The organism is Cohnella lubricantis, assembly GCF_014212015.1.
GTDB classification, from domain to species: domain Bacteria; phylum Bacillota; class Bacilli; order Paenibacillales; family Paenibacillaceae; genus Cohnella; species Cohnella lubricantis.
The window spans coordinates 17,788-42,553 of sequence record NZ_JACJVN010000005.1 but is presented as its reverse complement, the minus strand read 5'-3'; the positions used below and the strand labels follow the sequence as shown (position 1 = coordinate 42,553).

At 58.3% G+C, this 24,766-nt stretch carries 18 protein-coding genes; 12 read left to right on the top strand and 6 right to left on the bottom strand.

All coding sequences use genetic code 11. From position 1 onward, the window contains the following. Positions 1 to 30: 30 nt before the first annotated feature. From H4Q31_RS00695 to H4Q31_RS00685, 3 genes are all read left to right on the top strand, one after another. The gene (locus H4Q31_RS00695; protein WP_185177149.1) at positions 31 to 978 is read left to right on the top strand and encodes a ring-cleaving dioxygenase; all 948 of its coding nucleotides are present in this window, start codon (positions 31 to 33) and stop codon (positions 976 to 978) included. Positions 979 to 984: 6 nt separating this feature from the next. Beyond that, positions 985 to 1,602, top strand: a complete 618-nt coding sequence (locus H4Q31_RS00690) for an alpha/beta hydrolase (protein ID WP_185177168.1) — start codon at positions 985 to 987, stop codon at positions 1,600 to 1,602. A gap of 125 nt (positions 1,603 to 1,727) precedes the next feature. After that, positions 1,728 to 3,572: a peptidoglycan D,D-transpeptidase FtsI family protein gene (locus tag H4Q31_RS00685; protein ID WP_185177148.1), complete on the top strand. Its 1,845-nt coding sequence runs from the start codon at positions 1,728 to 1,730 to the stop codon at positions 3,570 to 3,572. 44 nt (positions 3,573 to 3,616) lie between these two features. On the opposite strand, the gene ytvI is transcribed toward H4Q31_RS00685, so the two are convergent. Further along, positions 3,617 to 4,813: a sporulation integral membrane protein YtvI gene (gene ytvI / locus H4Q31_RS00680; RefSeq protein WP_185177147.1), complete on the bottom strand. Its 1,197-nt coding sequence runs from the start codon at positions 4,811 to 4,813 to the stop codon at positions 3,617 to 3,619. 166 nt (positions 4,814 to 4,979) lie between these two features. Here ytvI and H4Q31_RS00675 point away from each other — a divergent pair, with 166 nt between their 5' ends. Further along, on the top strand, positions 4,980 to 6,464 hold the full coding sequence (locus H4Q31_RS00675) for a polysaccharide deacetylase family protein (RefSeq protein WP_185177146.1): 1,485 nt from the start codon (positions 4,980 to 4,982) through the stop codon (positions 6,462 to 6,464). 264 nt (positions 6,465 to 6,728) lie between these two features. Here the strand turns inward: H4Q31_RS00675 and ilvD are convergent, their stop codons facing one another. From ilvD to H4Q31_RS00660, 3 genes are all read right to left on the bottom strand, one after another. Beyond that, positions 6,729 to 8,414, bottom strand: coding sequence for a dihydroxy-acid dehydratase (ilvD, locus tag H4Q31_RS00670; RefSeq protein ID WP_185177145.1), 1,686 nt, complete (start codon positions 8,412 to 8,414; stop codon positions 6,729 to 6,731). A gap of 213 nt (positions 8,415 to 8,627) precedes the next feature. Next, a complete protein-coding gene (locus H4Q31_RS00665) occupies positions 8,628 to 9,281 on the bottom strand; it encodes a 3'-5' exonuclease (protein ID WP_185177144.1) in 654 nt (217 codons plus the stop codon). A 166-nt stretch (positions 9,282 to 9,447) separates the two neighbouring features. Continuing rightward, on the bottom strand, positions 9,448 to 11,268 hold the full coding sequence (locus tag H4Q31_RS00660) for an adenine deaminase (protein ID WP_185177143.1): 1,821 nt from the start codon (positions 11,266 to 11,268) through the stop codon (positions 9,448 to 9,450). Positions 11,269 to 11,427: 159 nt separating this feature from the next. Between H4Q31_RS00660 and H4Q31_RS00655 the strand changes: the two genes are divergently transcribed. The 4 genes from H4Q31_RS00655 (at position 11,428) to H4Q31_RS21430 (ending at position 14,656) form a co-directional block, all read left to right on the top strand. Then, positions 11,428 to 12,378 carry a helix-turn-helix transcriptional regulator gene (locus tag H4Q31_RS00655; RefSeq protein ID WP_185177142.1) on the top strand — a complete coding sequence of 317 codons (951 nt, stop codon included), beginning with the start codon at positions 11,428 to 11,430 and terminating at the stop codon, positions 12,376 to 12,378. Positions 12,379 to 12,527: 149 nt separating this feature from the next. Next, positions 12,528 to 13,778 (top strand): vWA domain-containing protein, encoded by a 1,251-nt coding sequence (locus H4Q31_RS00650; RefSeq protein ID WP_185177141.1) that lies wholly within the window; start codon positions 12,528 to 12,530, stop codon positions 13,776 to 13,778. A gap of 225 nt (positions 13,779 to 14,003) precedes the next feature. After that, complete coding sequence (locus H4Q31_RS21435) at positions 14,004 to 14,309, top strand: phospholipase D-like domain-containing protein (RefSeq protein WP_245347454.1); 306 nt, start codon at positions 14,004 to 14,006, stop codon at positions 14,307 to 14,309. Continuing rightward, entirely contained in the window at positions 14,306 to 14,656 is a 351-nt protein-coding gene (locus H4Q31_RS21430; protein WP_311771652.1) for a DEAD/DEAH box helicase family protein, read from the top strand. The genes H4Q31_RS21435 and H4Q31_RS21430 overlap by 4 nt, the downstream gene beginning before the upstream one ends. A 185-nt stretch (positions 14,657 to 14,841) precedes the next feature. Here H4Q31_RS21430 and H4Q31_RS21840 read toward each other — a convergent pair whose 3' ends face one another. Together H4Q31_RS21840 and H4Q31_RS00640 are read right to left on the bottom strand one after the other, a co-directional pair. Then, positions 14,842 to 15,045 (bottom strand): putative holin-like toxin, encoded by a 204-nt coding sequence (locus tag H4Q31_RS21840; RefSeq protein ID WP_221626680.1) that lies wholly within the window; start codon positions 15,043 to 15,045, stop codon positions 14,842 to 14,844. A 216-nt stretch (positions 15,046 to 15,261) separates the two neighbouring features. Then, positions 15,262 to 16,140 carry a helix-turn-helix domain-containing protein gene (locus H4Q31_RS00640; RefSeq protein ID WP_185177140.1) on the bottom strand — a complete coding sequence of 293 codons (879 nt, stop codon included), beginning with the start codon at positions 16,138 to 16,140 and terminating at the stop codon, positions 15,262 to 15,264. Between the two features lie 177 nt (positions 16,141 to 16,317). On the opposite strand from H4Q31_RS00640, the gene H4Q31_RS00635 reads away from it, so the two are divergent. The 4 genes from H4Q31_RS00635 to H4Q31_RS00620 are packed head-to-tail and all read left to right on the top strand — an operon-like array spanning position 16,318 to position 24,646. After that, positions 16,318 to 17,856, top strand: coding sequence for a TIGR02677 family protein (locus tag H4Q31_RS00635; protein ID WP_185177139.1), 1,539 nt, complete (start codon positions 16,318 to 16,320; stop codon positions 17,854 to 17,856). Continuing rightward, the gene (locus H4Q31_RS00630) at positions 17,853 to 19,082 is read left to right on the top strand and encodes a TIGR02678 family protein (RefSeq protein WP_185177138.1); all 1,230 of its coding nucleotides are present in this window, start codon (positions 17,853 to 17,855) and stop codon (positions 19,080 to 19,082) included. The genes H4Q31_RS00635 and H4Q31_RS00630 overlap by 4 nt, the downstream gene beginning before the upstream one ends. Positions 19,083 to 19,106: 24 nt before the next feature. Further along, positions 19,107 to 23,240 (top strand): TIGR02680 family protein, encoded by a 4,134-nt coding sequence (locus H4Q31_RS00625; RefSeq protein ID WP_185177137.1) that lies wholly within the window; start codon positions 19,107 to 19,109, stop codon positions 23,238 to 23,240. After that, the gene (locus tag H4Q31_RS00620; protein ID WP_185177136.1) at positions 23,237 to 24,646 is read left to right on the top strand and encodes a TIGR02679 domain-containing protein; all 1,410 of its coding nucleotides are present in this window, start codon (positions 23,237 to 23,239) and stop codon (positions 24,644 to 24,646) included. The genes H4Q31_RS00625 and H4Q31_RS00620 overlap by 4 nt, the downstream gene beginning before the upstream one ends. The last annotated feature ends 120 nt before the right edge of the window (positions 24,647 to 24,766 follow it).

The following is a 24,766-nucleotide window of genomic DNA, read 5'->3' as shown; positions in this document are numbered from 1 at the left end:
CTTAAATTAAAGATAATTATGGAGGCGGTTATGATGCAACAATCAGCAGGCATTCATCATATAACTTCGTTTGTTAGAGATCCGCAGCAGAACGTGGACTTCTATGCCGGAGTGCTAGGGCTTCGGTTGGTGAAGAAGACGATTAATTTCGATGCGCCGGAAGTGTATCATCTCTACTTCGGCAATGAGCTTGGCAGCCCGGGAACGGCGGTGACGTTCTTCCCGGCGCCGGGAAGCCGTCCGGGCCGCGTCGGCGGCGGGCAAGTGGGCTATACGAGCTATGCGGTTCCGGCCGGTACGTTCGACTTCTGGGAGCAGCGGCTGGCGAAGTTTGGCGTGGAGACGGAACGGTCCATACGGTTCGGGGAGACGTACTTGTGCTTCAAGGATCCCGACGGCTTGCTGCTGGAGATCGTCGAGCGTGAAGAAGGCGCAGCCAGCCAATGGGCGTTCGGCGGCGTGCCTGCGGAGAAGGCGATCAAGGGCTTTGGCGGGGCGCTGCTCTTCAGCACGGCGCCGGCACAAACGATGGCTGTCCTGCAGCAGGTGATTGGCCTTAAGAGAATGGCGGAAGAGAACGGATTGGTCCGCTTCCGCGCCGCAGGCGACATTGGCAACGTTATCGACATTAACGCTGAGCCGATGCCGTGGGGAGCGGGCGGCGCAGGCACCGTTCACCACATCGCTTGGCGGGCGAAGGACGATGAGGACCATGCGCGCTGGCGCGAGCTGGTGGAGCAGAACGGGCTGCATCCGACGCCGATCGTCGATCGCCAATACTTCAACGCGGTCTACTTCCGCGAAGCCGGCGGCATTCTGTTCGAGATCGCGACCGATACGCCGGGATTCGATAATGATGAGCCGTTCGAGGCGCTTGGCGAGAAGCTGATGCTGCCCGAGTGGTACGAGAAGCACCGCGACGCGATTGAACGCAACCTGCTGCCGATTGAGGTGCGCGTACTGAAGGAGGATGCTTAAGTGAAGATGAAGCACCTGTACCATCAAGGGAATGAAGCTTTCGCGCCGACGCTTCTGCTGCTGCACGGAACGGGTGGCACCGAGCGTGACTTGATCCCGCTCGCCCAGGCGATAGCGCCGGAGGCCTCTTATTTAAGCGTCCGGGGCAGCGTGCTCGAGAATGGCATGCCGCGGTTTTTCCGGCGGCTGGCTGAAGGGATTTTCGACGAAGAGGATCTCGTTCTCCGTACAGCGGAGCTGAACGAGTTCTTGGAGCAAGCCGCCGAGCAGTATGAGTTCGACCGGAGCCGCGTCGTCGCGCTCGGGTATTCCAACGGGGCGAATATCGCGGGAAGCTTGTTGTTCCATCATGAGAATTCGCTGGCGGGGGCGATTCTGCACCATCCGATGGTGCCTCGCAGAGGCGTTCAACTGCCTAGTCTAACAGGCGTTCCTGTCTTCATCGGGGCTGGCACGAACGATCCAATCTGCCAGACCGCGGAGACGGAAGAGCTGCGCTCGCTGCTGGAAGGCGCTGGCGCCGAGGCGACCGTGCATTGGGAGCGGTTCGGCCATCAATTGAGCGGCGGAGAAGTGGAGGCGGCGGCTAATTGGTATCGGGAGCATATCGGGAACAAGCTATAAGTAATAAGCTTGCGAGCTGATCGCGCGGGTGCAAAGTCCTTTGGGCGCTGCAGGTGTTGACCTTGTCCAAGATGGCAACAATGTCCATTGAGGATGAGGCTGCGGCTGCGAGAGAGGGCTAAGGAATGGATCATCGAGTGGGCAAAAGGTTATTGGTCGCGACGCTGGCTCTGGGAGCGGCGTTCGGCATCGTGATGCTGCGGCTCGCCTGGCTGCAGTTGGCGGGCGGCCAAGCCGTCAGGAGCGCTGGAACGTCGGCGCTCGCTTTTCTCCAGCGATCGGACAGCTTGGTGCTGGACAGCGGCCGGGGGCAGTTCTATGACCGCGCCGGGCGCAAGCTGACCGGGGAGACGGTATGGGCGCTGACGGCGTTCCCGGAGCCGGGACTGCATCGAGTGCAGAGCGGCGGAGAGAAGGAGGAGCAGCAGCAGTTGGCTCGGTTGGCAGAGATCGTCGGCGCCGAGCCGGCCGAGCTGAAGCGCTGGCTTCACTCGATCCGCGAGGCGGACGTCTGGCGGCTGCCGGGATCGAAGCAGGCGGCGGGGTTGACGGACGAGCAAGCGGAAGCGGTCGGCAAGCTGGACTTGGCCGGTGTGGCCGCGCTGCCCTATCGCAACCGCTACCCGGACGGGCTGCCCATTGCACCGCTGCACGCGATCGGCTACATCTCGCAGAATCCGGAGCGGCTGATGGAGCTGTACGGCGAACAAGTAGCGGCGCATGAGATGCGCGTCACAGATCGGACGGGCGGGGCGGGGCTCGAGCTGTCGCTGGACCGGCTGGTGAAGGGTGTCGGACGGACCGAGGCGATCTTGATGACGGATGCGGCGCGCCGTCCGCTGGAAGGTCTCGGGCTTCGAGTCACGGCGCCGGACAATCCGCACTATCCGCTGCGCGTGAAGACGACGATCGATCTGAACGCGCAGCTTGCGGTTGAGCAGACGATGGCGAAGCACCGTATTCATCAGGGAGCCGTCGTCGTGCTGGATACGGCCGACGCCGATGTGCTGGCGATGGCTTCGCTGCCGCGGCTCGATCCGGATCGCATCGGCGATCCTGCGACGGACGCGAGGAATCATGCGCTAATCGCCGTCCCGCCGGGTTCGGTGTTCAAGACGGTGACGCTGGCGGCGGCGCTTGAGGCCGGCGTCACGACCCGGCAGGAGAGATTCCGCTGCACGGGCGAATACGGCCGCTATGGGCTGCATTGCTGGAAGACGGGAGGACACGGCATTCTGACGCTGGAGCAGGCGTACGCCGATTCGTGCAACGTCGTGTTCGCGGCGCTGGCTGAGCGCTTGCATCCGGAAGCGCTGCAGAAGACGGCGGATCGGCTCGGCTTGGGCCGCCGGATTGGCTGGAACACCGGCAGGTTCATCGACGGCGGTCCGCTCCGGCTGTTGCAGGAGGAGGAATCGGGGACGGTGTTCAAGGACGTCGCCAAGGGGAGAGACGGCGGCGTGCGCACTGGTACCGGCATCGGGCAGCGCGATGTGCGGATCTCGCCGCTTCAAGCGGCGAACCTGGCCGTCACGCTGTTGCATGACGGGCGGGTGCTGGCGCCTCGCATCGTCAGCGAGATCCGCTACGCGGACGGCGGCTTGGCGGCGGAGCTGCCGCCGCAGACGTCGCCTTCGGCGTACGGCCGCATACGGCCGCAGACGGCGGCGGCTCTGCGGCGCGCGATGAAGGCGGTCGTGGCCGAAGGCACGGCCGAGCGGGCGCTCGCGGACTCGAAGTGGCCGCTCGCGGGCAAGTCCGGCACGGCCGAGCTTGGCGACAAGCAGCCGAAGCGTAACGACCATTGGTTCGTCGGCTACGGACCTGCCGAAGGCAAAGCGCGCTACGCGGTGGCGGTGCTGATCGAGAATCAGCCCGCAGGCGCCCGCAACCGCGCAGCTGATGTGTTCGGCGATATCATGGCGGCGCTTCGCCGACTGGATACGCAAAAGCCCGGCTCCTCGTCGTAGGAGCCGGGCTTTTTGCCGAATTATTTTCGACCATTATCAACATATCAATCTTCCGTCGGCCGATTCGGATCGCGTACGTCTTGGGGATCGGGCCCGATCTGCTCCAGGCTGTTGAGGAACGTTCCGGCCTCGGCCTGCTGGGGAGCAAGCGGCGAGATCGTGAACTCTTCCTTCGGAAGCCGGATCCATCGCAGCAGGTAGCCTTGATCGTATAGAGCCTTCAGCAGAATCATGAGAATCGGTGCGAGAATCAGACCGATCACGCCGAAGAGCGAGAGCGAGACCATCATGAATGCCAGCATCGTGAATGCCGATACGCCGACGGTCTGACCGGTAATGCGCGGCTCCAGGAATTGGCGGGTGAGCGTCACTAGCAGCCACAGTCCGGTCAGCCAAAGCCCGAACCCCATATCCCCGACAATGAAGAGATAGACGATCCAAGGAATAAACAAGGTGCTGACGCCGAGCAGCGGAAGGACGTCGAACACGCCGGCCAGCAAGGCGATCGCGAAAGCATTATTCACGCCCAGCAGCAGCAACGCAACGAATATAACGGCGAAAGTAACCGATACGAGCTTCGCTTGCGCCTTGAAGTATGCGCCGATGCCCTTGAACACGTTCGAGCGCAGGAAGTCGAAGGTGCCCCTCACCGTCTTCGGCGAGCGGTCGTTGGCCCATTTGCGCCAAGCGTCGATCTCCACGCTCAGGAAGTAGGCGAGTATAAGCGCGATGGAGAAGTTCAAGATGAACGAGGAGAACGAAGTGATGAACGAGATGAGCCACTTCAGGAAGTCGGTCGCCAGCTCGGTTCCGAATTGCGTGACCTTGTCGATGGCGGTGCTTAACTTCTCGGTCCAGTCCGCGGGCAGCTTGTCCGAGTGCTTCCGAAGCTCTTCCGTGATCGAGGTCACCTGGTGCGTTAACGATTGCTGATACTCCGGCAGCTTCTTGGATAATTGATCGATCTGCATGTAAAAAATAACGCCGAGTCCCGCCAACACTGCCAGCAGAACCAGAACAAACACCAGAATGCTGATACCCGAGGCAATGGGCTTGCGCAGACCGAGCCTGTTCAGCCATTTGGCAAGAGGCTCAATGCAGACAAATATTAGAAACGATAGGAATACCGGCGTTGCAAGATGATATAGATAACTTACGACGAACATGACGAGCCAGACCGTCAGCGCGATGATGCCGATGTCAAACGCGGTTCTCCAATATTTCCGATAAAGCTCGAACATGTTCCTTCATTCACTCCTATGATTTGGAAGTCGTTATTTGCCCTTATTGTACACGATTTCAAAAAAGAATGCCCGCAAATCCCGCCTATTTTATGAACCATATGATAAAATAGAACGGTGTGTACGCCGTAATGGATAATACAGCATGTAAATGGTGGGGAAGGCAATGAGACTTCTGTGGTGGATTTTTTACTTTTTGACGGTTTATGCATTCATTCCGGGGTTCGTTAGCCGCGTGTTCGGGTTTCGCGTCTTCCGCAAGGGATTGGCTAAGCGCGAGATAGCCCTGACATTCGACGACGGCCCCGATCCTGTCTATACCCCGAAGCTGCTCGATGCGCTCAAACGTTACGATGCCAAAGCGACGTTCTTCGTCGTTGGCGCACACGCGGAGCAGAATCCGGAGCTCATACGCCGGATGCACGAGGAAGGGCATGCCATCGGCATTCATAATTATGTCCATCGAAGCAATTGGATCATGAGCCCGTGGACGGTTAAGCGCCACGTTCTGCGGACGTCTCAAATTATCGAGAGCATCACAGGCAAGCAGCCGCAATATTATCGTCCGCCGTGGGGCATCGTGAATATATTCGACTTCGCGCAGCTGCGGAGCCTGAACATCGTGCTCTGGACGAAGATGTTCGGCGATTGGAAGAAGAAGGTAGGGGCGGATAATCTCTATCGGAAAATGCGCGAAAGCTTCTTCCCCGGCCAAGTATTCTTGCTGCACGACCGCGGCGATACGTTCGGGGCGGATGAGGAAGCTCCGGCCCATACGATTGCGGCGGTGGAGCGGATACTGGAAGATGGCCGGGAGTTGGGACTCCAGTTCGTCGCCATCGATGAGCTTATTGCGTTATCGGACAGCAATCGGGCGGCCCGGCTGGAGAGCAAGCGCGCCGTTCGCGGCAAAGGAGGCTCTTCGGACGTGCAAGAGAATGCGAAGAAAGCCGGTGCTGGCAGCAGCGTGAAGGCAGGTCCGTTCAAGCAGGTTGTCGTGTGGGCTTGGATGCAGTGGGAGAGGCTGTTCCACGTCATGTTCCGCCTGCATCCCGTAGGCGACGGCTCCTTCATGCATTACCGGATCATTAAATATGGCGGACCTGATCTGGTGCTCCGGGATCAATCCCGCATTCAGCGCGGCGATCTGGTGGCGGAGATGCACTTCGATAACGAAGCGATGTATCGGATCGGCATGCAGTCCAAGTCAGCCTTGCAGATCGCGCTGAGGCTCATTCGCGAGACGAAGGTCGCGCTGCCCGACATCTCACGACAACTGGAAGTGATCCATCGGGAGAAGAACGTCAAGGCGATCTTCGGCATCTCCATGGTGAATAGAGGAGCGGAAGGTCTTGGCTTCGATACGTTCCCGCTGCAGCCAGGTCTCTTCTCCAAGATGACGAATTGGTATTTGAAGCTGCTCATGAGCATTATTCATCCCGACGGCAAAGCCAAAGTGAAGCGGCAGCGCGAGAAGCTGGAGCCGCGGATGATTCTGATGAGCCGCGAGATGTTGAACCTATGGCAGGATCCGGAAGCTGCCGAGGCTGCGTTAAAGGAAGCCCAGCAATCAAAGAAGCCATCGCCGGCCGCTGCTGCGCGCCAGAGCGAGCTTCTGATGGATGGCGCAGGGGAGCCGTTGATTCAATAAGTAATATGTGGAGTTAAGCATCCATGAATAGACAGCCTCGGGGCCGTAACTGCCGGCGAGGCTGTTTGTTGTGTATAGTGGAGCAAGAGAAGGAGGGATGCGGTTGAATAGCATTCGATTGAAGGGTACGAGATTATGAACGGCAAAGCATTGGGGTCGGGATTATAAATATTATGATGAGAAGGGAACCTGATCGGTTCATAGTAGAAGGGGCAGCGGTATTCGCTGCCCCTTCTACATAAGCATTCACATTTCGCCGTTCTCTTAAATCTTCATGACGCCGCCCTTGCTCGCATTCGTGACGAGAGCGGAGTAGCGGGCGAGATAGCCGCGCTTAATCTTCGGTTCGAAGCCCGGCCATTCGGCGCGGCGGCGTTCGAGCTCTTCGTCGCTCACTTCGAGCGTGATCGTGCGGTTATTCATGTCCAGCTCGATCATGTCGCCGTCGCGGACGAACGCGATCGGGCCGCCTTCCGCCGCTTCCGGCGAGACGTGGCCGATCGAGATGCCGCGGGACGCGCCGGAGAATCGGCCGTCGGTGATGAGGCCGACCTTCGTGCCGAGACCCATGCCGACGATCTGCGACGTTGGCGCGAGCATCTCCGGCATGCCGGGACCGCCCTTCGGCCCTTCGTAGCGGATGACGACGACGTGGCCTTCCTTGACCTTGCCTTCGGCAAGACCTTGCAGCACTTCATCCTGCGAATCGAAGCAGATGGCCGGACCGCGATGGTAGCCGCCGACCGACTTGTCGACCGCGCCGACCTTGATGATGGAGCCGCCTGGCGCGAGATTGCCGAACAGGACGGACAGGCCGCCTTCCTTCGAGTGCGGGTTGTCAATCGGACGAATGACCTCGTGATTCTTGATCTCGCAGCCGGCGACGTTCTCGCGCAGCGTCTTGGCGGAGACGGTCAGCACGTCGCCGTTCAGCGCGCCTTCCTTCTTGAACAGCTCGTTGATGATGGCGCTGACGCCGCCTGCCAGATGCAGGTCTTCAATATGATGATCGGACGCCGGCGCGAGCTTCGACAGGTACGGCACGCGCTTCGCCACCTCGTTGATGCGTTCGATCGGATATTCGATGTCTGCTTCATGCGCGAGCGCGAGCGTATGAAGAACGGTATTCGTCGAGCCGCCCATGGCCATGTCAAGCGCGAACGCGTTGTCGATCGAATCCTTCGTCACGATGTCGCGCGGTTTGATGTCCTGCTTGATCAGCTCCATCAGCTGGCGAGCGGACTCTTTGACGAATTCCTTGCGGGCCGGATCGACAGCCAGAATGGTGCCGTTGCCCGGAAGGGCGAGGCCGAGCACTTCAGCGAGGCAGTTCATCGAGTTGGCGGTGAACATGCCGGAGCAGGAGCCGCAGGTCGGGCAGCCGAACTGCTCAAGCTCGGTCAAGCTCTGCTCGTCGATCTTGCCGGTCATGTAGGCGCCGACGCCTTCGAAGACCGAAGTCAGCGAGATCGCGCGGCCGTCCTTCGTGCGTCCGGCCTTCATCGGGCCGCCGCTGACGAAGATCGTCGGGATGTTGATGCGCAGCGCGGCCATCATCATTCCCGGCGTGATCTTATCGCAGTTCGGGATACATACCATGCCGTCGAACCAGTGGGCGTTCACCATCGTCTCGACGGAGTCCGCGATGATCTCTCGGCTCGCGAGCGAGTAGCGCATGCCGATGTGGCCCATCGCGATGCCGTCGTCAACGCCGATCGTGTTGAACTCGAACGGAACGCCGCCTGCTTCGCGAATCGCTTCCTTGACGATTTTGCCGAATTCCTGCAAGTGCACGTGCCCTGGAACGATATCGAGGTACGAGTTGCAGACGGCGATGAACGGTTTGCCGAAGTCTTCTTCCTTAACGCCGGCTGCTCGCAGCAAACTGCGGTGAGGAGCGCGGTCGAAGCCTTTCTTGATCATGTCGGAACGCATTTTCTTAGCGGCCATGGAAGACCCTCCATTCTGGATGATTCGTCTTATAGAATACTTATAGAATATAAGAATAAGTCTATCACAAATGGGAAGCATGTCACTACAAAAGTTGTTGCCTATCGCTAGAAATCATCCTAACGCTTCCGTTGACCGCCAAAAAAAACCCGCTCTTGTCGGACAAGAACGGGCAAGATATTAGGCATATCGTTATCAATTGGACGAATCGCTTTATTTGTCAAACAATTTGGCAAGAGAGGCGAAAGGCAGGTTCTCATAGTGATCGGTCTTGTAGACCACTTCGGACTCCAGCTTCGCGTCGTCCGATATCTTGTTGCGCCGGAATTGGAGCTGGCCGAACAGCTTGACGAGGATCTGGGCGGTGTTCATTGCATCGTCCAGCGCGCGGTGATGCGAGCCGACGAATGGAATCTCCAGCATCTCCACCGCGTTCTTCAGCCCCATCTGCTGATGCTTCTCCAGCTTAAATGTCTTGGACAGCATCTTCTGCAGATTGTTATGGTTCAGAATCCAGTCGGTCGGAAGCTTCTGCTGCCGGCATTCCTGCACGAATTGGCGATGGTCGTCCGGTCCCCAGGCGCACAGATAATATTCCTCCGGTCCGATCCACTCGACGAATCGGCGAATGACGGGGCCGAGCGTCTCGGCGCCGTTCACGTCCTCCTGCCGAATGCCGGTGAACGAGACCGTATCCTCCGACAGCTGCGGAACGACAACCGGCCGGACGAACGATTGGAACGTATCTTCAATGCTCGGAACGCCGTCCTTAAGGACCACTTTGGCGGCGCCGATCTCGATGATTTCGGCCACCTGCCCTTTCTTGCGGCGCACCGTCATTTCCAGATCGTATACGATATAACTCAAAGATAACACCTCATGATTTCATCGATAGGTAAAACCGTACTTTCGTTATTATAGACCTCATCGCGATATTTGTCATGGCAGGTTAGGAATTAAAATACCCGCCATCCCTACGCTCGGAATAAGCGTTCAGGCGGCGGGCTATATGACTGGTTGGGGAAAATATTGGCTACTCTTCCGCGCAGAACAGCGGAACGAGCTTGATGCCGTCCTCGCCGATGCGGACGAGCCCCTTGTCCGAGATGCGCAGCGTCGGAATCACGACAAGCGCGAGCAGCGACAGCGTCATGAAGGCGTAGTTCAGCGTGCAGCCTGCCTTCACGAGCGCGCGGCTGATCGCGGCCGACTGTTCGGCGGCAACTTCGAACGGCTCGGCGGACATCAGTCCGGCGATGCGCAAGGGAAGGGATGCCGTCCCATCCGCTGTGACGACGGCAGCGCCGCCCTGCATGCGTATGACTTCGTTCGCGGCTTCGGCCATCAGCTCGTCCGAATTGCCGATGACGAGCAGGTTGTGGCTGTCATGCGCGACCGTCATCGCAATGGCGGCGGGCTTCGAGAAGCCGATATCGGCGACGAGGCCGACCGAGCGGCTGCCGGTTTGCTTGTGCCGCTCGAATACGGCAATCTTGCATAGGCCTGAGTCCGGACTTGGAGCGAGCAGGCCGTTCCCAACCGGAACGTTCAGCTTCAGCTCGGGCGTCTCCACGTGATTCTCGACTACTTGGATGACGCGTACCAGCGCTTCGCCGGATTCGATCGGAGCGCGGATCGCGAACGCTTCGGAATGGATGTCCGGCGTCAATCGAACGGAGTTCAGCACCTTCTCCGGGTATTCGTACTTCGGCAAGTCGACGACCATCTTGCCGTTCTCGGCGACGACATGGCCAGCCGCGATTGTCATGGCGACGTTCACGTCCGCCAGGTTCCCGTCCAGCAGGATGATATCGGCGATGTTGCCCGGCACGACAGCGCCGATGTCGCGGGATACGCCGAAGCGTTCCGCTGTGTTGATCGTCGCCATCTGGAACGCCGTGACCGGCTTCACGCCTTGGGCGATCGCATGGCGCACGACGAAGTCCATATGGCCTTCGTCGCGGATCGAATCCGAGATGCGGTCGTCCGTCACGAGGACCATCCGGCGGCTGTCGATGCCGTACTCGGTATGCGCCTTGATCGTGGCGGCCACGTCGTGCCAGGCGGAGCCGCGGCGCATCTTGGCGTACATGCCGAGCCGGACGCGCTCGATGACATCTTCCGGCGTTACGCATTCGTGATCGCCGGTAACGCCGCTCGCCGCGTACGCTGACAACCGCCAGTCGCTCGCCGGCCAGGTGAAGTGGCCGTCCGCGATTCGTCCCGCCGCAAGCGTCGCCTTCAGGATGGCGGTCAGCTTCTCGTCGCCATAGACGACGCCGGGGAAGTTCATCACTTCGCCGAGGCCGATGACATCCGGCCCCCAGCTGAACGCTTCCGCGACGTCCGGGGCTTCGACGGATGATGCGGTCGTCTCGAACTCGGAGGAGCCGGCTGCCGGTACGCACGAGGCGACTTGCATGTAGGAAGCGAGCGGCGTCTGGCGCCCTTCCTCCAGCATGAGGCGGATGCCGTCGATGCCGAACACATTCGCCATCTCGTGCGGATCGAAGAAGCCGCCGGTCGTGCCGAGCGGCAGTACCGCGCGGGCGAATTCCGTAACGGTGAGCTGCGTGCTCTCGATGTGCGCGTGCCCGTCCAGCAGGCCGGGCGCTATGTATTTGCCTTGCGCGTCGATAATTTGAGTGTCCGGTCCGATCAAATGCGAGACGTCCCGGCCGACATAAGCGATGCGCGAGCCGGATACCGCGACGGACATGCCGGGCAGAATCTCGCTCGAGACGACGTTCACGAGCGTCCCGTTCAAGATGACGAGCGACGCTTTCCGGTCGCCGCGGGCCGTGGCGACTAGGTCGGCGAAGCATTCGGACAATGGAGGTCTTGGGAAGTGCACAGCAGGTCACGCTCCTAGCGGAAGTTTTTTTAACTATTAGTATCTCATTATCCGGAGCGGGTACGCAATTGCAAATTAACGGATTCGGCCGAGATTCGGAACGCTTTTCCAATCCGCGCATCCTCTGCTAGAATGGATAGAAAGATAGGAGGGAGCCGATTGATCGACAAAGTCATCCGACTGTTCAACTTGATTAACGCCATTCAAGCGAACCCCGGCATCTCCGCCGCGGACCTGGCCCTCAAATGCGAAGTAACGCAGCGAACGATCTATCGGGACCTGGAGACGCTCAGCCTGATTGCTCCGATCACGAACGAAGGGCGCGGGACCGGCTATCGCTTCATGGGCAAGTTCTTCCTCTATCCGCTGAACTTCACCGAGCAGGAAGCGCTCGTCTTCTCGCTATTGCCTTCCATGATCGACAGAGATCGGCTTCCTCCCGGATTCGATACCGCCTACGACAAGGTGATGGGCACGCATCTCAAAGAGAGGTCGCGCCATAACGATATTATTGAAGATATCGCCGGCATTATCCAGATGGGAACGCCCGCCTATCGCAAGGAGAGCCCGAACTTCCTGCAGCCGATCATACAAGCCATTCTGGAACAGCGATCGATCCACACCGTCTACCATACGCAATATCGCGACGAGACGACGGAGCGCCGTATTGATCCGTATTATTTGGTGCCGCGCGAGCACCGGTTCTACTTGATCGGCTACTGCCACTTGAAGCAAGGCATTCGCACGTTCCGGATCAGCCGGTTCCGGCATGTGGATCTGACAAGCGAGACCTTCGACAAAGGCGGATTCAACATCCGCCAATACCTGAAGAACACCTGGTCCATCGACAGAGGCGACCGCAATACGACCTTCAAGGTTCGGTTCAACGCCGAGGTGGCCCGCTACATTAAGGAAGAGGAGCTGTTCGTTCACCCCAGAATGAAGGACCAGAAGGACGGCAGCTTGCTGTTCGAAGTCACCGTCAACAACGAGAAGGAGTTCTTAAAGTGGGTTCTGCAATACGGGCCCGCGGCGGAGATTCTCGAACCGAAGGCGGTTCGGGAGTCGATGAAGGAGCAGCTGACGGAATGGCTTGATATGTATCGTTGAAAAAGCGGTTGGACTGCGCCTCGCTTCCGGTTGAAGCGGGGCTTGTTTGTGTTGCCGAACGTATATTCGCTGACAACCTGCTGGCGTCAGGAGGCTGTAGGATAGCGGTAACGAAGAATATTCGATTCCGAGAAGAGAGGGTTATCGCGATGCAACCAACGGTGCTATTCATGAATATGTGGAACAAGGCTTACTTCCCGGCCGGAGGAGCCGATATGGCTTATCTTCTGGTCGAAGCGCATGGCGTCGGCGGTCCGGCCGACGCCGAGAAGCGCGCGCCGATCAATCTGTCGCTCGTGCTGGATCGAAGCGGATCGATGTCCGGCGAACCGCTCATGTACAGCAAGAAGGCGTGCCGGTTCGTGGCGGATCAGATGAATGTTGACGATCTGCTCAGCCTGGTTGTTTTCGACGATCAAGTGGAGACTGTTCTGCCTCCCTCCAAAGTCACGCATAAGGATCTCATGAAGCAGCGGATCGATTCGATTGACGCCAGAGGCACAACCAATCTGAGCGGCGGCTTGATTGAAGGAGTGCAGCTCGTTCGCAGCCATAAGGCCGAAGGGCTGGTGAACCGTGTCATTTTGTTGTCCGACGGTCATGCTAATAAGGGGATCACCGATCGGGCGAAGCTGTTCGCGATTGCGAAGGAGTACCGTTCTTCGGGCGTCGGCATCAGCGCGATGGGCGTCGGCGACGGATTCGACGAGGAATTGATGGAGGGGATCGCGGAGTACGGCGGCGGCAACTTCCATTATATCGAGAAGGCGGACGATATCCCGGCGATCTTGGGGCGCGAGCTGGAGGGGCTGCTATCCGTGACGGCGCAGAACGTTAAGCTGATCGTCCGTCCGTTCGACGGCGCACAGGTGACGGCGATCTACGGCTACCCGGCGGAGGAGCGGGAGAGCGGCGGAAGCGCGATCGCAATTGGCGATCTGTATCAGAATGAAGTGAAGTCCATTCTGGTGGAGCTGACTTTGCACCCGCATACGCCTGGAGAGCACCCGGTATTGAAGCTGGATTGGGAGTACGTCGACGTGACGGAGGGCGCGGTGATGTGCCGCACCTCAATCGATGTAGCCGCGGCGTTCACCTCGGATATCGATCTGCTCGGGCAGCCGGCCAATCCGGTCGTCGAGCAGCAGGTCGAGCTGACGAAGTCGGCTATCGTCATTGAGCAGGCGATGAAGGCGTTCGATAGCGGCGACATGGAGCAGGGCCAGCAGCTGCTGAAGGCGCAAGCCGACGAGATGCTGCGCCTGTCCGCGGTCATGGGCAGCCCGCTCATGGCGGAAGAGTCGGCGAAGCTGTACAGCCAGCTGGACAACTTCGAATACTCGAGCAAGAAGCGTAAGGAGCTGCACCAGGAGAAGCATCGGCGGATGAAGCGGAAGTAGTGAAAATTCAATATAAGAGAATCATTAATGTTGAGCCCTCGCTTCTATCGGAAGCCGGGGCTATTCTTTTTTGAATCACCAATAGGTAATTTTGTATAATATAAATACGACAAGCTTCTTGGCGAGGACTTAAAGCACAATCTTCATCCAGGGTCAAAATTATCAATAGCTGCCTCCTGCTTCTCGATCTACGCCTATGAAGCGCTCATGAAGGAGCTTCAAGACGTGGAGGAGATTCGCTTTATTTTTACGTCGCCAGCCTTCGTTGCGGATAACTTCAAGAAAGAGAAACGAGAATTTTATATACCTAAACGAGGGCGGGAGAAGAGTCTGTATGGAACGGAATTTGAGATTCGGCTAAAGAACGAAATGACCCTTAAAGCTATTGCGAAAGAGTGCGGCGATTGGGTGCGGAGTAAAGTGACTTTCAAATCCAATCGAACGTCGGGAACGATGCAGGGGATGTTTAACATCGAAGCAGCCAACGACTCGAAAAATTGTGGAACGATAAGGACAAGCTGGAGGATGTGACGCAACAAGTCGTCGACCATATCTCTTCGGTGTATAGGGAAAATTCGCCGGAGTTTATTTACTATGTAATCCTATATAACATCTTCAATGAATTTCTATCGGATATCAACGAGGATATTCTTCCTAACGAAGCGACTGGTTTTAAAGAAACGGCTATTTGGCAGCGACTATATCATTTTCAGAAGGATGCGGTTATTGGAGCGATTAATAAGCTTGAGAAGTTTAACGGATGCATTCTCGCGGATAGCGTAGGTCTAGGGAAAACCTTCTCCGCACTTGGCGTCATCAAATATTACGAGCTCCGCAATAAGTCTGTGCTGGTGCTCTGTCCGAAGATGATACGCTGATGGAGATTGTAAAGAATTGATTTGCTACAGAGATTCCTCTTATTGCGGGTCTAAACCTGCTATGATATGCTTAAAATAACAAAGGAGCCGTGTTGGCGCACGACTCCCCGACAACAGGCCGCTTCAAAGGCGGTCGGCTTTAGGTAGTGATCGAGGAATGACCGCTGACCTTGCAGATGGGGCGGTCATTTCCTTTTATGGAAAGAGAGAATCAACACAACCAGTGTCGCGAATGATATCATTAGCGTCAATGTTTGGTAAACCTCCACGGCATCACCTCCCTCCCGGGAGATTGCCGACCGCCCTTGCAAACCGTTCTGTTGTAAGTAGATTATACCACAATATGGGTAGTGGCAGGAACTCGCGTTCGTGTTACAGTGGCTATTCATAAAGCTCGCCGCCGGCGGGCTTTCTTTTGTAGATGAATTACTTCTCAACTATTTCAAATAGAGAGGCATCTCTTTCTCAGTTCGAACATCCGTATCTGGCATTTCTCTAGTAAATTACGGTTTTTCTCCATGTATCAAATATCGGTTGACGATGGATCGTTACTTCAATATAAGATTAAAGTTATCTATTGCTTTTACTTCGCGAATAAATATGGTTTATAATCCTGCGAACAGCAGTCTGCGAATCTTCTCTCGTTGCGTAAAGTGTCGGGTCTCATGCTGGAACTGATGCCATGCGGCGTAGAGCGGTAAGTTGGTGGTTGCAGTTCCGCGCATGCGGGCGTACTGGTTGGCAAAGTGACCGGCGATGGCGTCCGCTTGCTTGGTGTGCAGGAGCCTTCGTTCGGCGCTCGAGATCGGCGTCGCCGGGATGAGATGGGTATGCCACAAAATGTCTGAGTTCTTGCAACTTTGCTTCAGCTCCTGCAGCGATCCATGACTGACACAGACATTACCGTTACGGCTTTTGCAGAAGACGAGAGTCTCTCTCGTCTTGGAGGCAGGCGTATATAACTTATGCTTGCCTTTATAGGATGTCTTCACAGAAATCTCCACGGCTTCAACGATGCCCGATAGCGTAGAGCTCATTTTCTCAGCCAGATGTGTCAGCAGTTTCTTGCGCCAGGCCTGTGCGGTTGTTGGGCTGATCCCAGCTTCCTTGGCGATCTGGCGAATCGATTGGCCGTCAAGCAGATATTTAAGGAACAAGGGCCAGCGTTCCAGTTTTTTGGTCCGATGCAACACGGTACCGGTATGGTCGTTAAAGAACGCTCCACAACTTTTGCATAGGTAACGTTGCCGATCGCTTCCGGGCTTTGCTTTGCCATAACAGACAATCGAAGCGGAAGTCGCGGTCCCGCACGTGGGGCAACGCAATCGATTCGCGTGCCTCCTTTCTCGGATTGCAGGCTCATCGAATCCGAGTGAGAGGTTGATCTCTTCTATCAACTTCTGCCTTTTTTCACCGCTAACCCCCTTTAATTGCCGGAATAATTGTTCCCCAAAGCCGTTTGCTGTCTCGTTTGTCATGTTCATCCCTCGATTTCCTTTCCGATTGTCTATGATTCTATCTTATTCGAAGCACCGAAACAGTATCAACGATAAACTGGTACATAAGACTATGAATTTGCTGTGAAAAAAGGGGTGTCTTGTAATAAGCGTGACTTCCTGCTTAGATGAAGGAAAGAGCATTAGCGGGAAGGGGACCATCGGATGGACGAGCAGTCGGCTTATCGGACGCTGCGGAGCGTGCCCGAGATGAAGTATGTGAATGCCGATAACGTGGTGCGTTATCGGGCGATTATGCGATTTTTCTATCAAGAGTATAAGAGACTGAGATACTGGATGAAGCCGGAAGAAGTATACGAAGGCGTCTCCGGCTTGGCGGAGCTGGCTGAATATACGCTGGAGCAATGCGTGTCGGATCTCGAGCAATTGGAGGATTGGGGCAATCTGGCTTCGCGGCACGACGGCGGACGGGCGGCGACACTGGATGAGTATATGAAGAAAAAGATGCAGTATCTAATGCGTCCGTATTCCATCGAGATCGAGCGGCTGTTGGAGTCGCTGGAGAAGGTGACCGGATATGGCGGCTCGTTGGAGTCGAATTTGTTCGATTCGATTGCGGACAAGCTGTTCGAGATCCGGAAGATGGATTGGGAGACGGAGCCCGGCGCCGCTTCGGAGCTGTGGACGACGCTGTACGAAGCATTCAAGAAGCTGCATGAGAATGCGGCTGACTATATCGCCAGCTTGCAGACGGCAAAGGCGGAAGAGATGATGGTGGCCGAGTCCTTCCTTGTCTTCAAGGATCGGCTGACGAGTTACTTGCAGAACTTCATTCAAGCATTACAGCGCAGCGCTTATAAGATAGAAGGCAATTTGGAACGCATCAACGCAAGTGTCCAGAGGCAATTTCTAGAGCGGGTCGCGGCGGAGGAATTGGACAAGCCGAGGCTGGAAGAAGCGCCGCCGAGAGAAACGCTAATGACGGAGCTGCAGCAGGGTTGGGCCAACTTGCGGCGCTGGTTCCTTGGCGACGGGATTACCCCGTCCGAGCTGACGCTGCTGGAGCGGGCGACGAAGGATGCGATTGCACGCATCGTGCGCAGCGTCATTCGCATGCAGGAGCGCAAGCGTTCGGGCGTGAGCCGCAAGAAGGAGCTGGAGTACCTGGGTCAGTGGTTCTCCCAGTTGGACGAACTAGATGATGCGCATCGTCTTGCCGGACTAGTCTTCGGGCTATTCCGTACGCGGCATCTTCAGGGTGAGGACTTGCGGCAGTCGGATCGCGCGGACCAGTCGATGTGGGACGAGGCGCCGACGATCCGCACGCTCAGGTCGCGCAGCCGGAAACGGGGGGCGAAGTCGGATACGGAGCCGGTACCGGAAAATGCGGAGCGCAAGCGGCGCGAACGGGAGGCGTATTTGCAGCGGCAGGCGGAGGAATGGGAAGCAATCCGCGGATTGGTGGAGCGCAGACGGCTGCAAATCTCGGAGTTGAGCACGGTGACCCTGCAGATGAGGCTTCGCCTGCTCTATTGGATCGGTAGATGCACGTCGGCGCCTAGACATACGTTCGTGACGCCGGAGGGGGTACGCATCGAGATGTTGAATCCCCGTACGAAGCAGCGAACGATATTAAGGTCGGAAGACGGAGAGCTGAATCTGCCGGATTACGAACTGACGTTCGCGCTGACGGAAGCGGTGCGGGAAGCGGCAGTGACGGCTGAAGGGAGAGCAATTGAATGAGCGGTGTGAAGAGTTCGGCGATTCGCCGGACTGGAAGGACGTTGCGTTCTGAGACGAATGCGGCAATGGCGCTGGAACGTAAACAGGCGTGCGTGCATGCGCTGCTCAATCGGCCGTGGATTCTGAAGGAAGACGACCAGGAGATGTATTTTGCCGTCAAGGATCATTACGAGGAACTGCGGGACTGGTTCATGGATCGGGCTGGATTCTCGCTGATCGTCACCCGGGGTCTGGCGAAATTGGAGCGGACGCCCGCCGTCCCGCAAGCCTGGATGGGCTTCGGAGAGTTTAGGGAAGTCCGGGACTATATTTTCTTCACCTATGCGCTCTGGTACTTGGAAGGCAAGACAGAGATGGACCAGTTCCTGTTGTCGGATATTGTGGAGGAGGTTCGCGAGCAGATGGCGACAGGCGGGCTCGAGGCGGATTGGCGTCACTACCATCATCGGCTGTCGATGGTTCGAGCCTTGAAGAAGCTCGCCTCGCTTGGCGTACTCGTGCTGGTGGACGGCGATGAGAACGATTGGGCGCAGAACGAAGGCCATAATGCGCTGTACGAATGCTCGCCGCATTCTCGCTATGTGCTGCGGAGGTTCCCGCAAGATTTGACCGCTTACCGCTCGATGGAAGAACTGACGGATCCGGTTCGATATGCCGATACACCGGACGGAGCGAACGCCCGCAAGCGGCACCGCGTATTCCGACGGTTCTTGCTGGAGCCAGTCGTGCTGGACCGGCACTGGGAGCCGGACTTGTTGTCCACTTACGTGCTAACGCAACGGCGTTATATTATGGATAATCTGCAGCGCATGCTTGGCATGGAGGGCAGGCGGTACCGCGAAGGGCTGTTGTTCTTCCATCCGGAGCTGACCGGGGAAGCGGAACTGTTCCCGACATTGTCCGGCGCTTCGGATTTGGTGCTGCTCTTGGCGGGAGAACTGCGGCGGCAGTTGAATCGGGAGGATCATTCGCGCTATGCGGAGCCGGACGGCTCGATTCGGCTGGAGCGTTCGGAGCTGGAAGGTATTCTGTTGAAGCTACACGAGCGAAGCGGCATGTATTGGAGCAAGGAATTCCGGGAGTCATCGTCCGCCGAGTTGGCGGAGATTGTGCTGGAGCATCTGGAACAGTGGGGGTTCGGCGAGCGGGAGGATGCGAATCACATTCTCGTGTCGCCCGCTCTAGCCAGGTGGAATGCGGAATACGCGAACGCGGACTTTGAGTAAGAGTGATGGGGGGAGGATGTCTGGATGAAGGATGAACAGACGGAACGGATCGGGATCGCGGAGCGCTGGCGCATGGCGCGCGTTGGATTGCTTAACTTCTGGTATTACGACGAGGAAGTATTCGACACGGAGGAGGGCCGGCTTATTCTGCGGGGGGCGAACGGCTCTGGCAAGTCGGTCACGATGCAAAGCTTCTTGCCGCTCGTGCTGGACGGCGACAAGCGCTCGCACCGGCTTGACCCGTTCGGGTCGCGGGATCGGCGGATCGAATATTATTTGCTCGGGGAGGCAGACAGCGGCAAGACGGATGTGACGGGATATTTGTGGATGGAATTCGTTCACCCTTCGCGCGGCTTCACGAAGACGATCGGCATCGGGCTGCGCGCGCGGCGCAATGCCGCGTCCGTGCAGTTCTGGGGCTTCCGGCTCGACGACGGCAGGCGAATTGGTCAGAACTTCTGGCTGTACGATCGGAATCGCTGGCTGGAGACGCAGGAACGTGTGCCGTACGGCCGGGCAGAGCTGGAGAAGGCGATCGCTTCCGGCGGCGAAGTTGTGCACGACCAGGCCTCGTATCGCGATATGGTGAATAAGCAGCTGTTCGGCTTTGCCGACGCAGAGGCATTTCAGGATTTGCTGCATCTGCTCATCCAATTGCGGAGCCCGAAGCTGTCCAAGGATTTCAAGCCTTCGGCGATTTACGAGATTCTGCACGGCTCGCTTCCACCGCTGCAGGAAGATGATCTTCGTCCGTTGTCCGAGGTGCTTGAGGATATGGATCAGATCGCCGACCGGCTGGACGAGCTGCGTCTGCACAAGCGCGAGACGGAGCGGTTGAACGATGTCTACGACCGCTACAATAAGCGGATGTTGTATGATCTCTCGACGCTGCTGCAGGAGAGCAATGCCGAGTTCGGCGGGCAGCGTGCGCGGACGATGGAGATGGAGACGAAGCTCGCGGCTGCGGAGGAAGCGAAGCGCGCGGCAATCGAGGACGGCGAGCATACGGATGCGGAGTTGAAGCGGATCGCAGCCGAGCTGGACGTGCTGGAGAATCACGAGGCGATCGGCAAGCAGCGCGAGCTGGAAGCGGCGGCCGCGGCGCAGCAGGATGCAGAGAAGCATTTGACGCTTGCTCGAGATCGGGTGAATCGGCAGATCGGCAAACTGACGGCTGTCGACCGGGAACTGGAAGATCAGACGCACAAGCGAACCCGTTTGGAGAAGGAACAACAGGAGACGCTGGAAGAGCTGGAAAGTGTCGCGCAAGAGCTCGAATTCGCAGAGCATGCGTTGTACCACCGTTATTGGGAACGCGGAGAGCCGGAGCATGACAGCTGGCGCGAGCCTTGGAAGCGGGATCTGCGCGGGCATCGCGAGCGGCTGGAGACGGCGCTCGCGAAAGCGCGGGAGGAGCAGGAAGCGGCGCGTCTCGCAGCCGAACTGGAGACGGAGCTGGGCGCAGCGCGGAAGGATCGTGACGCACGCGAACGCGAGCGTGCCGAGGCGACTCGGGCACTGGAGGCGCGCAAGGATTCGCTGCGCGAGGCGGTCGTCGCCTGGCGCGGGGCGTTGCGTGAGCTGCCGTATGGCGACGAGCAAGTACGCCGGTCATTAGAAGCGATCACGGCTTATGGACCGGAGACCCGTCAGGTGGAAGCCATTCGGGCGCCGATGGCGGAGGCGCTGGCCGAGCGGCGAGAGGCGCTGACGGCGGAGCGGCTGCGGCTGCAGCACGGGAAGGAGAAGTTGGAGAGCGAGCAGGAGCGGCTGCGTGAGGAGAAGCTGGCGTGGGAGGCACACCGCGAGCCGGAGCCGATCCGCGGCGAGGCGCGTGCGCGGCGGCGAAGCGGTCTGCCGACGGGGAGCGGCGCGCCACTGTATGCCGTGTGCGATTTCCAGGCGGGCATTGGCGATGTGCAGCGAACGCGGGTGGAGGAAGCGCTGGAGCGCGCCGGACTGCTGGATGCCTGGATCTCGCCGGACGGCCGCGTTGGTGCGGCGGCGGAAGGGCAGGAAGACGTGTGGATCGCTCCTCAGCCGCACGAGTTCGGCTATACGCTGGCGGATGTGCTCGTGCCTTCGCCTTCTGCGGACAGTGGACTGACCGCAGATACGATACAATCTGCGCTGCGCACATTTCTCTGGGTCGAAGAAGGGGGAACCGACGACTTTGGCGCGTTCGGCGCAGTCGTCTCCGGTTCTGGCCATTTCCGGGTCGGACCGCTGGCGGGCTCGGCGGCATCCAAGTCCCGGGCGGAGTATATCGGCAAGGAGACGCGCCAGCAGACGAGAAGGCTGGAGATCGAGCGCCTGACGCGCGAGTTGAAACAGTTGGACGAACAGCTGCATGAATTGGATGAGCGGCTGGCAGGCAATCAGGAGTTGGAGCGGATGTCGCTATCCGAAGCCGATTCGTTTCCGTCTTGCGCAGAGCTGGAGCAGGGGCTGCAGGCGTTGCTGGAAGCGTCGTATCGGTTGCAGGCGGCGCTTGATTATGAGAATCGCATCATGGAACGCTTCAAGGAAAAGTCGTCCGAATGGCGCGAAGCGCAGAGGCAGCTCAGTGAGTTGACGGCCGAATGGACGCGTCTGAAGCGGCTGAAGGATTTAGAGGAGGCCGTGTCGGCTTCGAAAGACTACGAGGGCGCAATCGGCGGGCTGCACTCACTTTGGAGCCGCAGCGCAGAGATGAGCGTTCGCATCGAAGGGCTGCGTACCGAGAAGCAGTCGCTGTCCGAAGCGATCGAGGACGATGAGGTGCTGATCGATGAGCTGGATGAACGGCTACGCTCGCTGCGCGCTCAGGTGGCATCGCTGCGCAGCGTTATGGAGGAGCTGGGCCTCGCCGATATATCCCGCCGCATCGAATCGCTCAAAGCCGAACGGTCCAGACTGGTCAAGGAGCTGCGGTTGATTCAGGCAAGGCTGGAGGAGGCCAAAGACGCGGCTTCCCGCGCCGATGCCAGTGTCCAAATGTACCGGGAACGCGAGGCGGAGTTGGAGCAGCTTCTGGAGGAGGCGCTCGCCGGCTGGCATCGGGAATTGAGGCGGCGGCTCGTGGCGGAATGGCGCGAAGCGTACTCACCGGACGTAACCCGTGAAGCGGCGGTGAGGCTTGGCGCTGACATTCGACAGCGGTACGATGCGACGTTCGCCGGCCGAAATGCGGATACGCTGAAAAATTCACTGCTCGAGCTGTATAACGAGATACGGGGCGTGCTGACTGATTACGCGCTAGAGTTGGAGATCGATGAGGAGACGGGACGTATATCCGTCCATTCGATGCGAGATCGTGCTCATCCGCAGTCATTGCAGCTATTGCTGGAGGAATTAGCGCTTGACGAGGAACAGCAGCGCGTTCTGCTCAGCGAGAAGGACCGTGAGCTATACGAGGAGATCATTCTCCGCAGCGTTGGCAAGGCGATTCGCCAGCGCATTCACCGAGCGGAGGGCTGGGTTAGGAGAATGAACCGGCTCATGGAGGAACGCAATACCTCCAGCGGACTGCGGCTGAAGCTAGACTGGGACCCGAAGGCGGCGCAGACGGAGCAGCAGATGGATACAGCCGCGCTGGTCGAGTTGCTGAAGCGCGATTCCCATCGGCTGCGCGAGGACGAGATCGATGCGATGATCCAACATTTTCGTTCGCAGATCGGTTATGCCAAGCAGTCTGCGCTGAGCGAGAAGGAGTCGCTGCGTAAACATCTGTACGAGGTGCTGGACTACCGGAACTGGTTCCAGTTCGAGCTCAAGTACCGCAAGGGTGAACAGACGGGCTATCGGCCGCTCACCGATTCGCGGTTCAATGTTCTGAGCGGCGGGGAGAAGGCGATGGCAATGTACATCCCGCTCTTCGCCGCCACCTGGTCGCGCTATTCCGACGCGCGGGCGGACGCGCCGAAGCTGATCTCGCTTGATGAGGCATTCGCGGGCGTGGACGAAGAGAACATGCGCGATATGTTCCAACTGCTTACGGAGATGGGCTTCGACTACATGATGACGTCGCAAGTGCTGTGGGGCTGCTATGATACAGTGCCAAAGCTGGCCATCTACGAGATCTATCGTCCGAAGGATGTCGACTTCGTTACTTTGTTCCGCTATCGGTGGAATGGGTTGGTGAAGGAGTACGTCTATGGAAAGGATGAGGATGAATGAGCGAAGAGAGCGGTACATCTCGCCGCGCGGCTGAGTATTTCCGCCGAAAGGGGTTCCAGAAGGCACTTCATGCGGTGTGGCGAAAGTATGTCTCGCTTGGCAGAATCGGCGGGCAGGCGGTGCTTGAGCGGGCGTCGGAGGAGGAGTGCGAGGCATTGAACGCCTTCTTCGGCTGGTATTACCGTGCTGGCGATTCGATTCCGATCCCGCTAGAGCTGTTCGATCGAGAGCTGAGGGAATCGGCATTCGGGATCGGACTGTTGGAGCTGCACTTCGTACTGGAAGGGATACCGCTGCTCACTAGAGGCGAGCGGCAGTCGGGAGAGGAACGGCAGTGGATGCGGCTGCTCGCGGAGGTGCGGGAGACGGAGCTGAATACGCTTGGTTTAGATACAGCCGGCGCGAGATGGTTGAGGGAGATAGAGCAGGGAACGGGACCGGGGTTGCGTACGCTGCGGGAGTGCTACAAGTCGGATCCGGAGGCGGCTCGGGTTGCGCTTGCGGCGACAGCTCGCGCACTGAGCCTGCTGACGGACGACGTCGGCGGAGGCGGGGAGCACCGGATTGGGGCGCCGCCGATCCGGCTTCCGGTGCTGGCAGCCATCATCAGCGGAGACGCTCACACGCTTGACCCGGGTCGGCCTGCTGGACGGCTGCTGATTGCGGCGCTTCAGCAGAAGCAGGGAGTAGAAGGTGCGGCATTGGAATCGGCAGAAGAATCGAAGACGGTTGAGGCGGTTGATCGACAGGAAGAGATAGACGATGTCGGATCGGAATCGCTGCGATTGCGAGAACTGTATCGCCGCGCGGGCATCCTGGACGACGATCTGTCCTCGATTGTCCATTGGTACTTCCCGCAACCGGGCCGCCTCCCGTTGCCGACGGTCTGGACGCTGCGGCAGGTCGAGGCCGGGGCGGAATCGGATTTTCCCCCATGCTCGCATATCTATGTGGTGGAGAACCCGGCGGTCTTCTCGACGATTCTGGATGTGCTCGACACCGCTGAAGAGGAGACGGGTGGCAATCCGGCGGCGCTCGTCTGCACTAGCGGTCCCGCCAGCGCCGCTGCGATTCGCTGGATGCAGCGTTGTTTGGAGGTATCGCCGCCTGCATGTCGGGTCTATTACTCTGGCGACTTTGACATTAAGGGGCTGGCGATGGCGCAGACACTGCAACGGTTGTTGCCGGAACGCTTCATTCCGTGGCGATTCGATTCGAATGCGTATCAGGAAGCGCTCACTCGTTACCCGGGACCTGCATTCAACAGCGACGAGCTTAAGCGATTGGAGAATATGAACGTATCTTGGGATAGCGGGTTATGCGATCTGATGAGGCGGACGGGCAAGAAGGCGCATCAGGAATCATTCATAGAAGGGCTTCTGACAGATTTCGCGGGAGACCACTGAAGAGAAATGATTCCCTCGCCGAGATGGACGTACATTTTCGGGACAAGGAGGGGACGTTGCGAGTTGGAAACTAATTCATCGCGGCGGTGAAATCTACGACGCCGACTTCAGCCCGCTGAC

Coding starts and splice junctions, on each gene's coding strand:
- H4Q31_RS00695 (WP_185177149.1), top strand. CDS start 31: ATGATGCAACAATCAGCAGGCATTCATCATATAACTTCGTTTGTTAGA.
- H4Q31_RS00690 (WP_185177168.1), top strand. CDS start 985: ATGAAGCACCTGTACCATCAAGGGAATGAAGCTTTCGCGCCGACGCTT.
- H4Q31_RS00685 (WP_185177148.1), top strand. CDS start 1,728: ATGGATCATCGAGTGGGCAAAAGGTTATTGGTCGCGACGCTGGCTCTG.
- ytvI (WP_185177147.1), bottom strand. CDS start 4,813: ATGTTCGAGCTTTATCGGAAATATTGGAGAACCGCGTTTGACATCGGC.
- H4Q31_RS00675 (WP_185177146.1), top strand. CDS start 4,980: ATGAGACTTCTGTGGTGGATTTTTTACTTTTTGACGGTTTATGCATTC.
- ilvD (WP_185177145.1), bottom strand. CDS start 8,414: ATGGCCGCTAAGAAAATGCGTTCCGACATGATCAAGAAAGGCTTCGAC.
- H4Q31_RS00650 (WP_185177141.1), top strand. CDS start 12,528: ATGCAACCAACGGTGCTATTCATGAATATGTGGAACAAGGCTTACTTC.
- H4Q31_RS21840 (WP_221626680.1), bottom strand. CDS start 15,045: ATGAATAGCCACTGTAACACGAACGCGAGTTCCTGCCACTACCCATAT.
- H4Q31_RS00640 (WP_185177140.1), bottom strand. CDS start 16,140: ATGAACATGACAAACGAGACAGCAAACGGCTTTGGGGAACAATTATTC.
- H4Q31_RS00635 (WP_185177139.1), top strand. CDS start 16,318: ATGGACGAGCAGTCGGCTTATCGGACGCTGCGGAGCGTGCCCGAGATG.
- H4Q31_RS00630 (WP_185177138.1), top strand. CDS start 17,853: ATGAGCGGTGTGAAGAGTTCGGCGATTCGCCGGACTGGAAGGACGTTG.
- H4Q31_RS00625 (WP_185177137.1), top strand. CDS start 19,107: ATGAAGGATGAACAGACGGAACGGATCGGGATCGCGGAGCGCTGGCGC.
- H4Q31_RS00620 (WP_185177136.1), top strand. CDS start 23,237: ATGAGCGAAGAGAGCGGTACATCTCGCCGCGCGGCTGAGTATTTCCGC.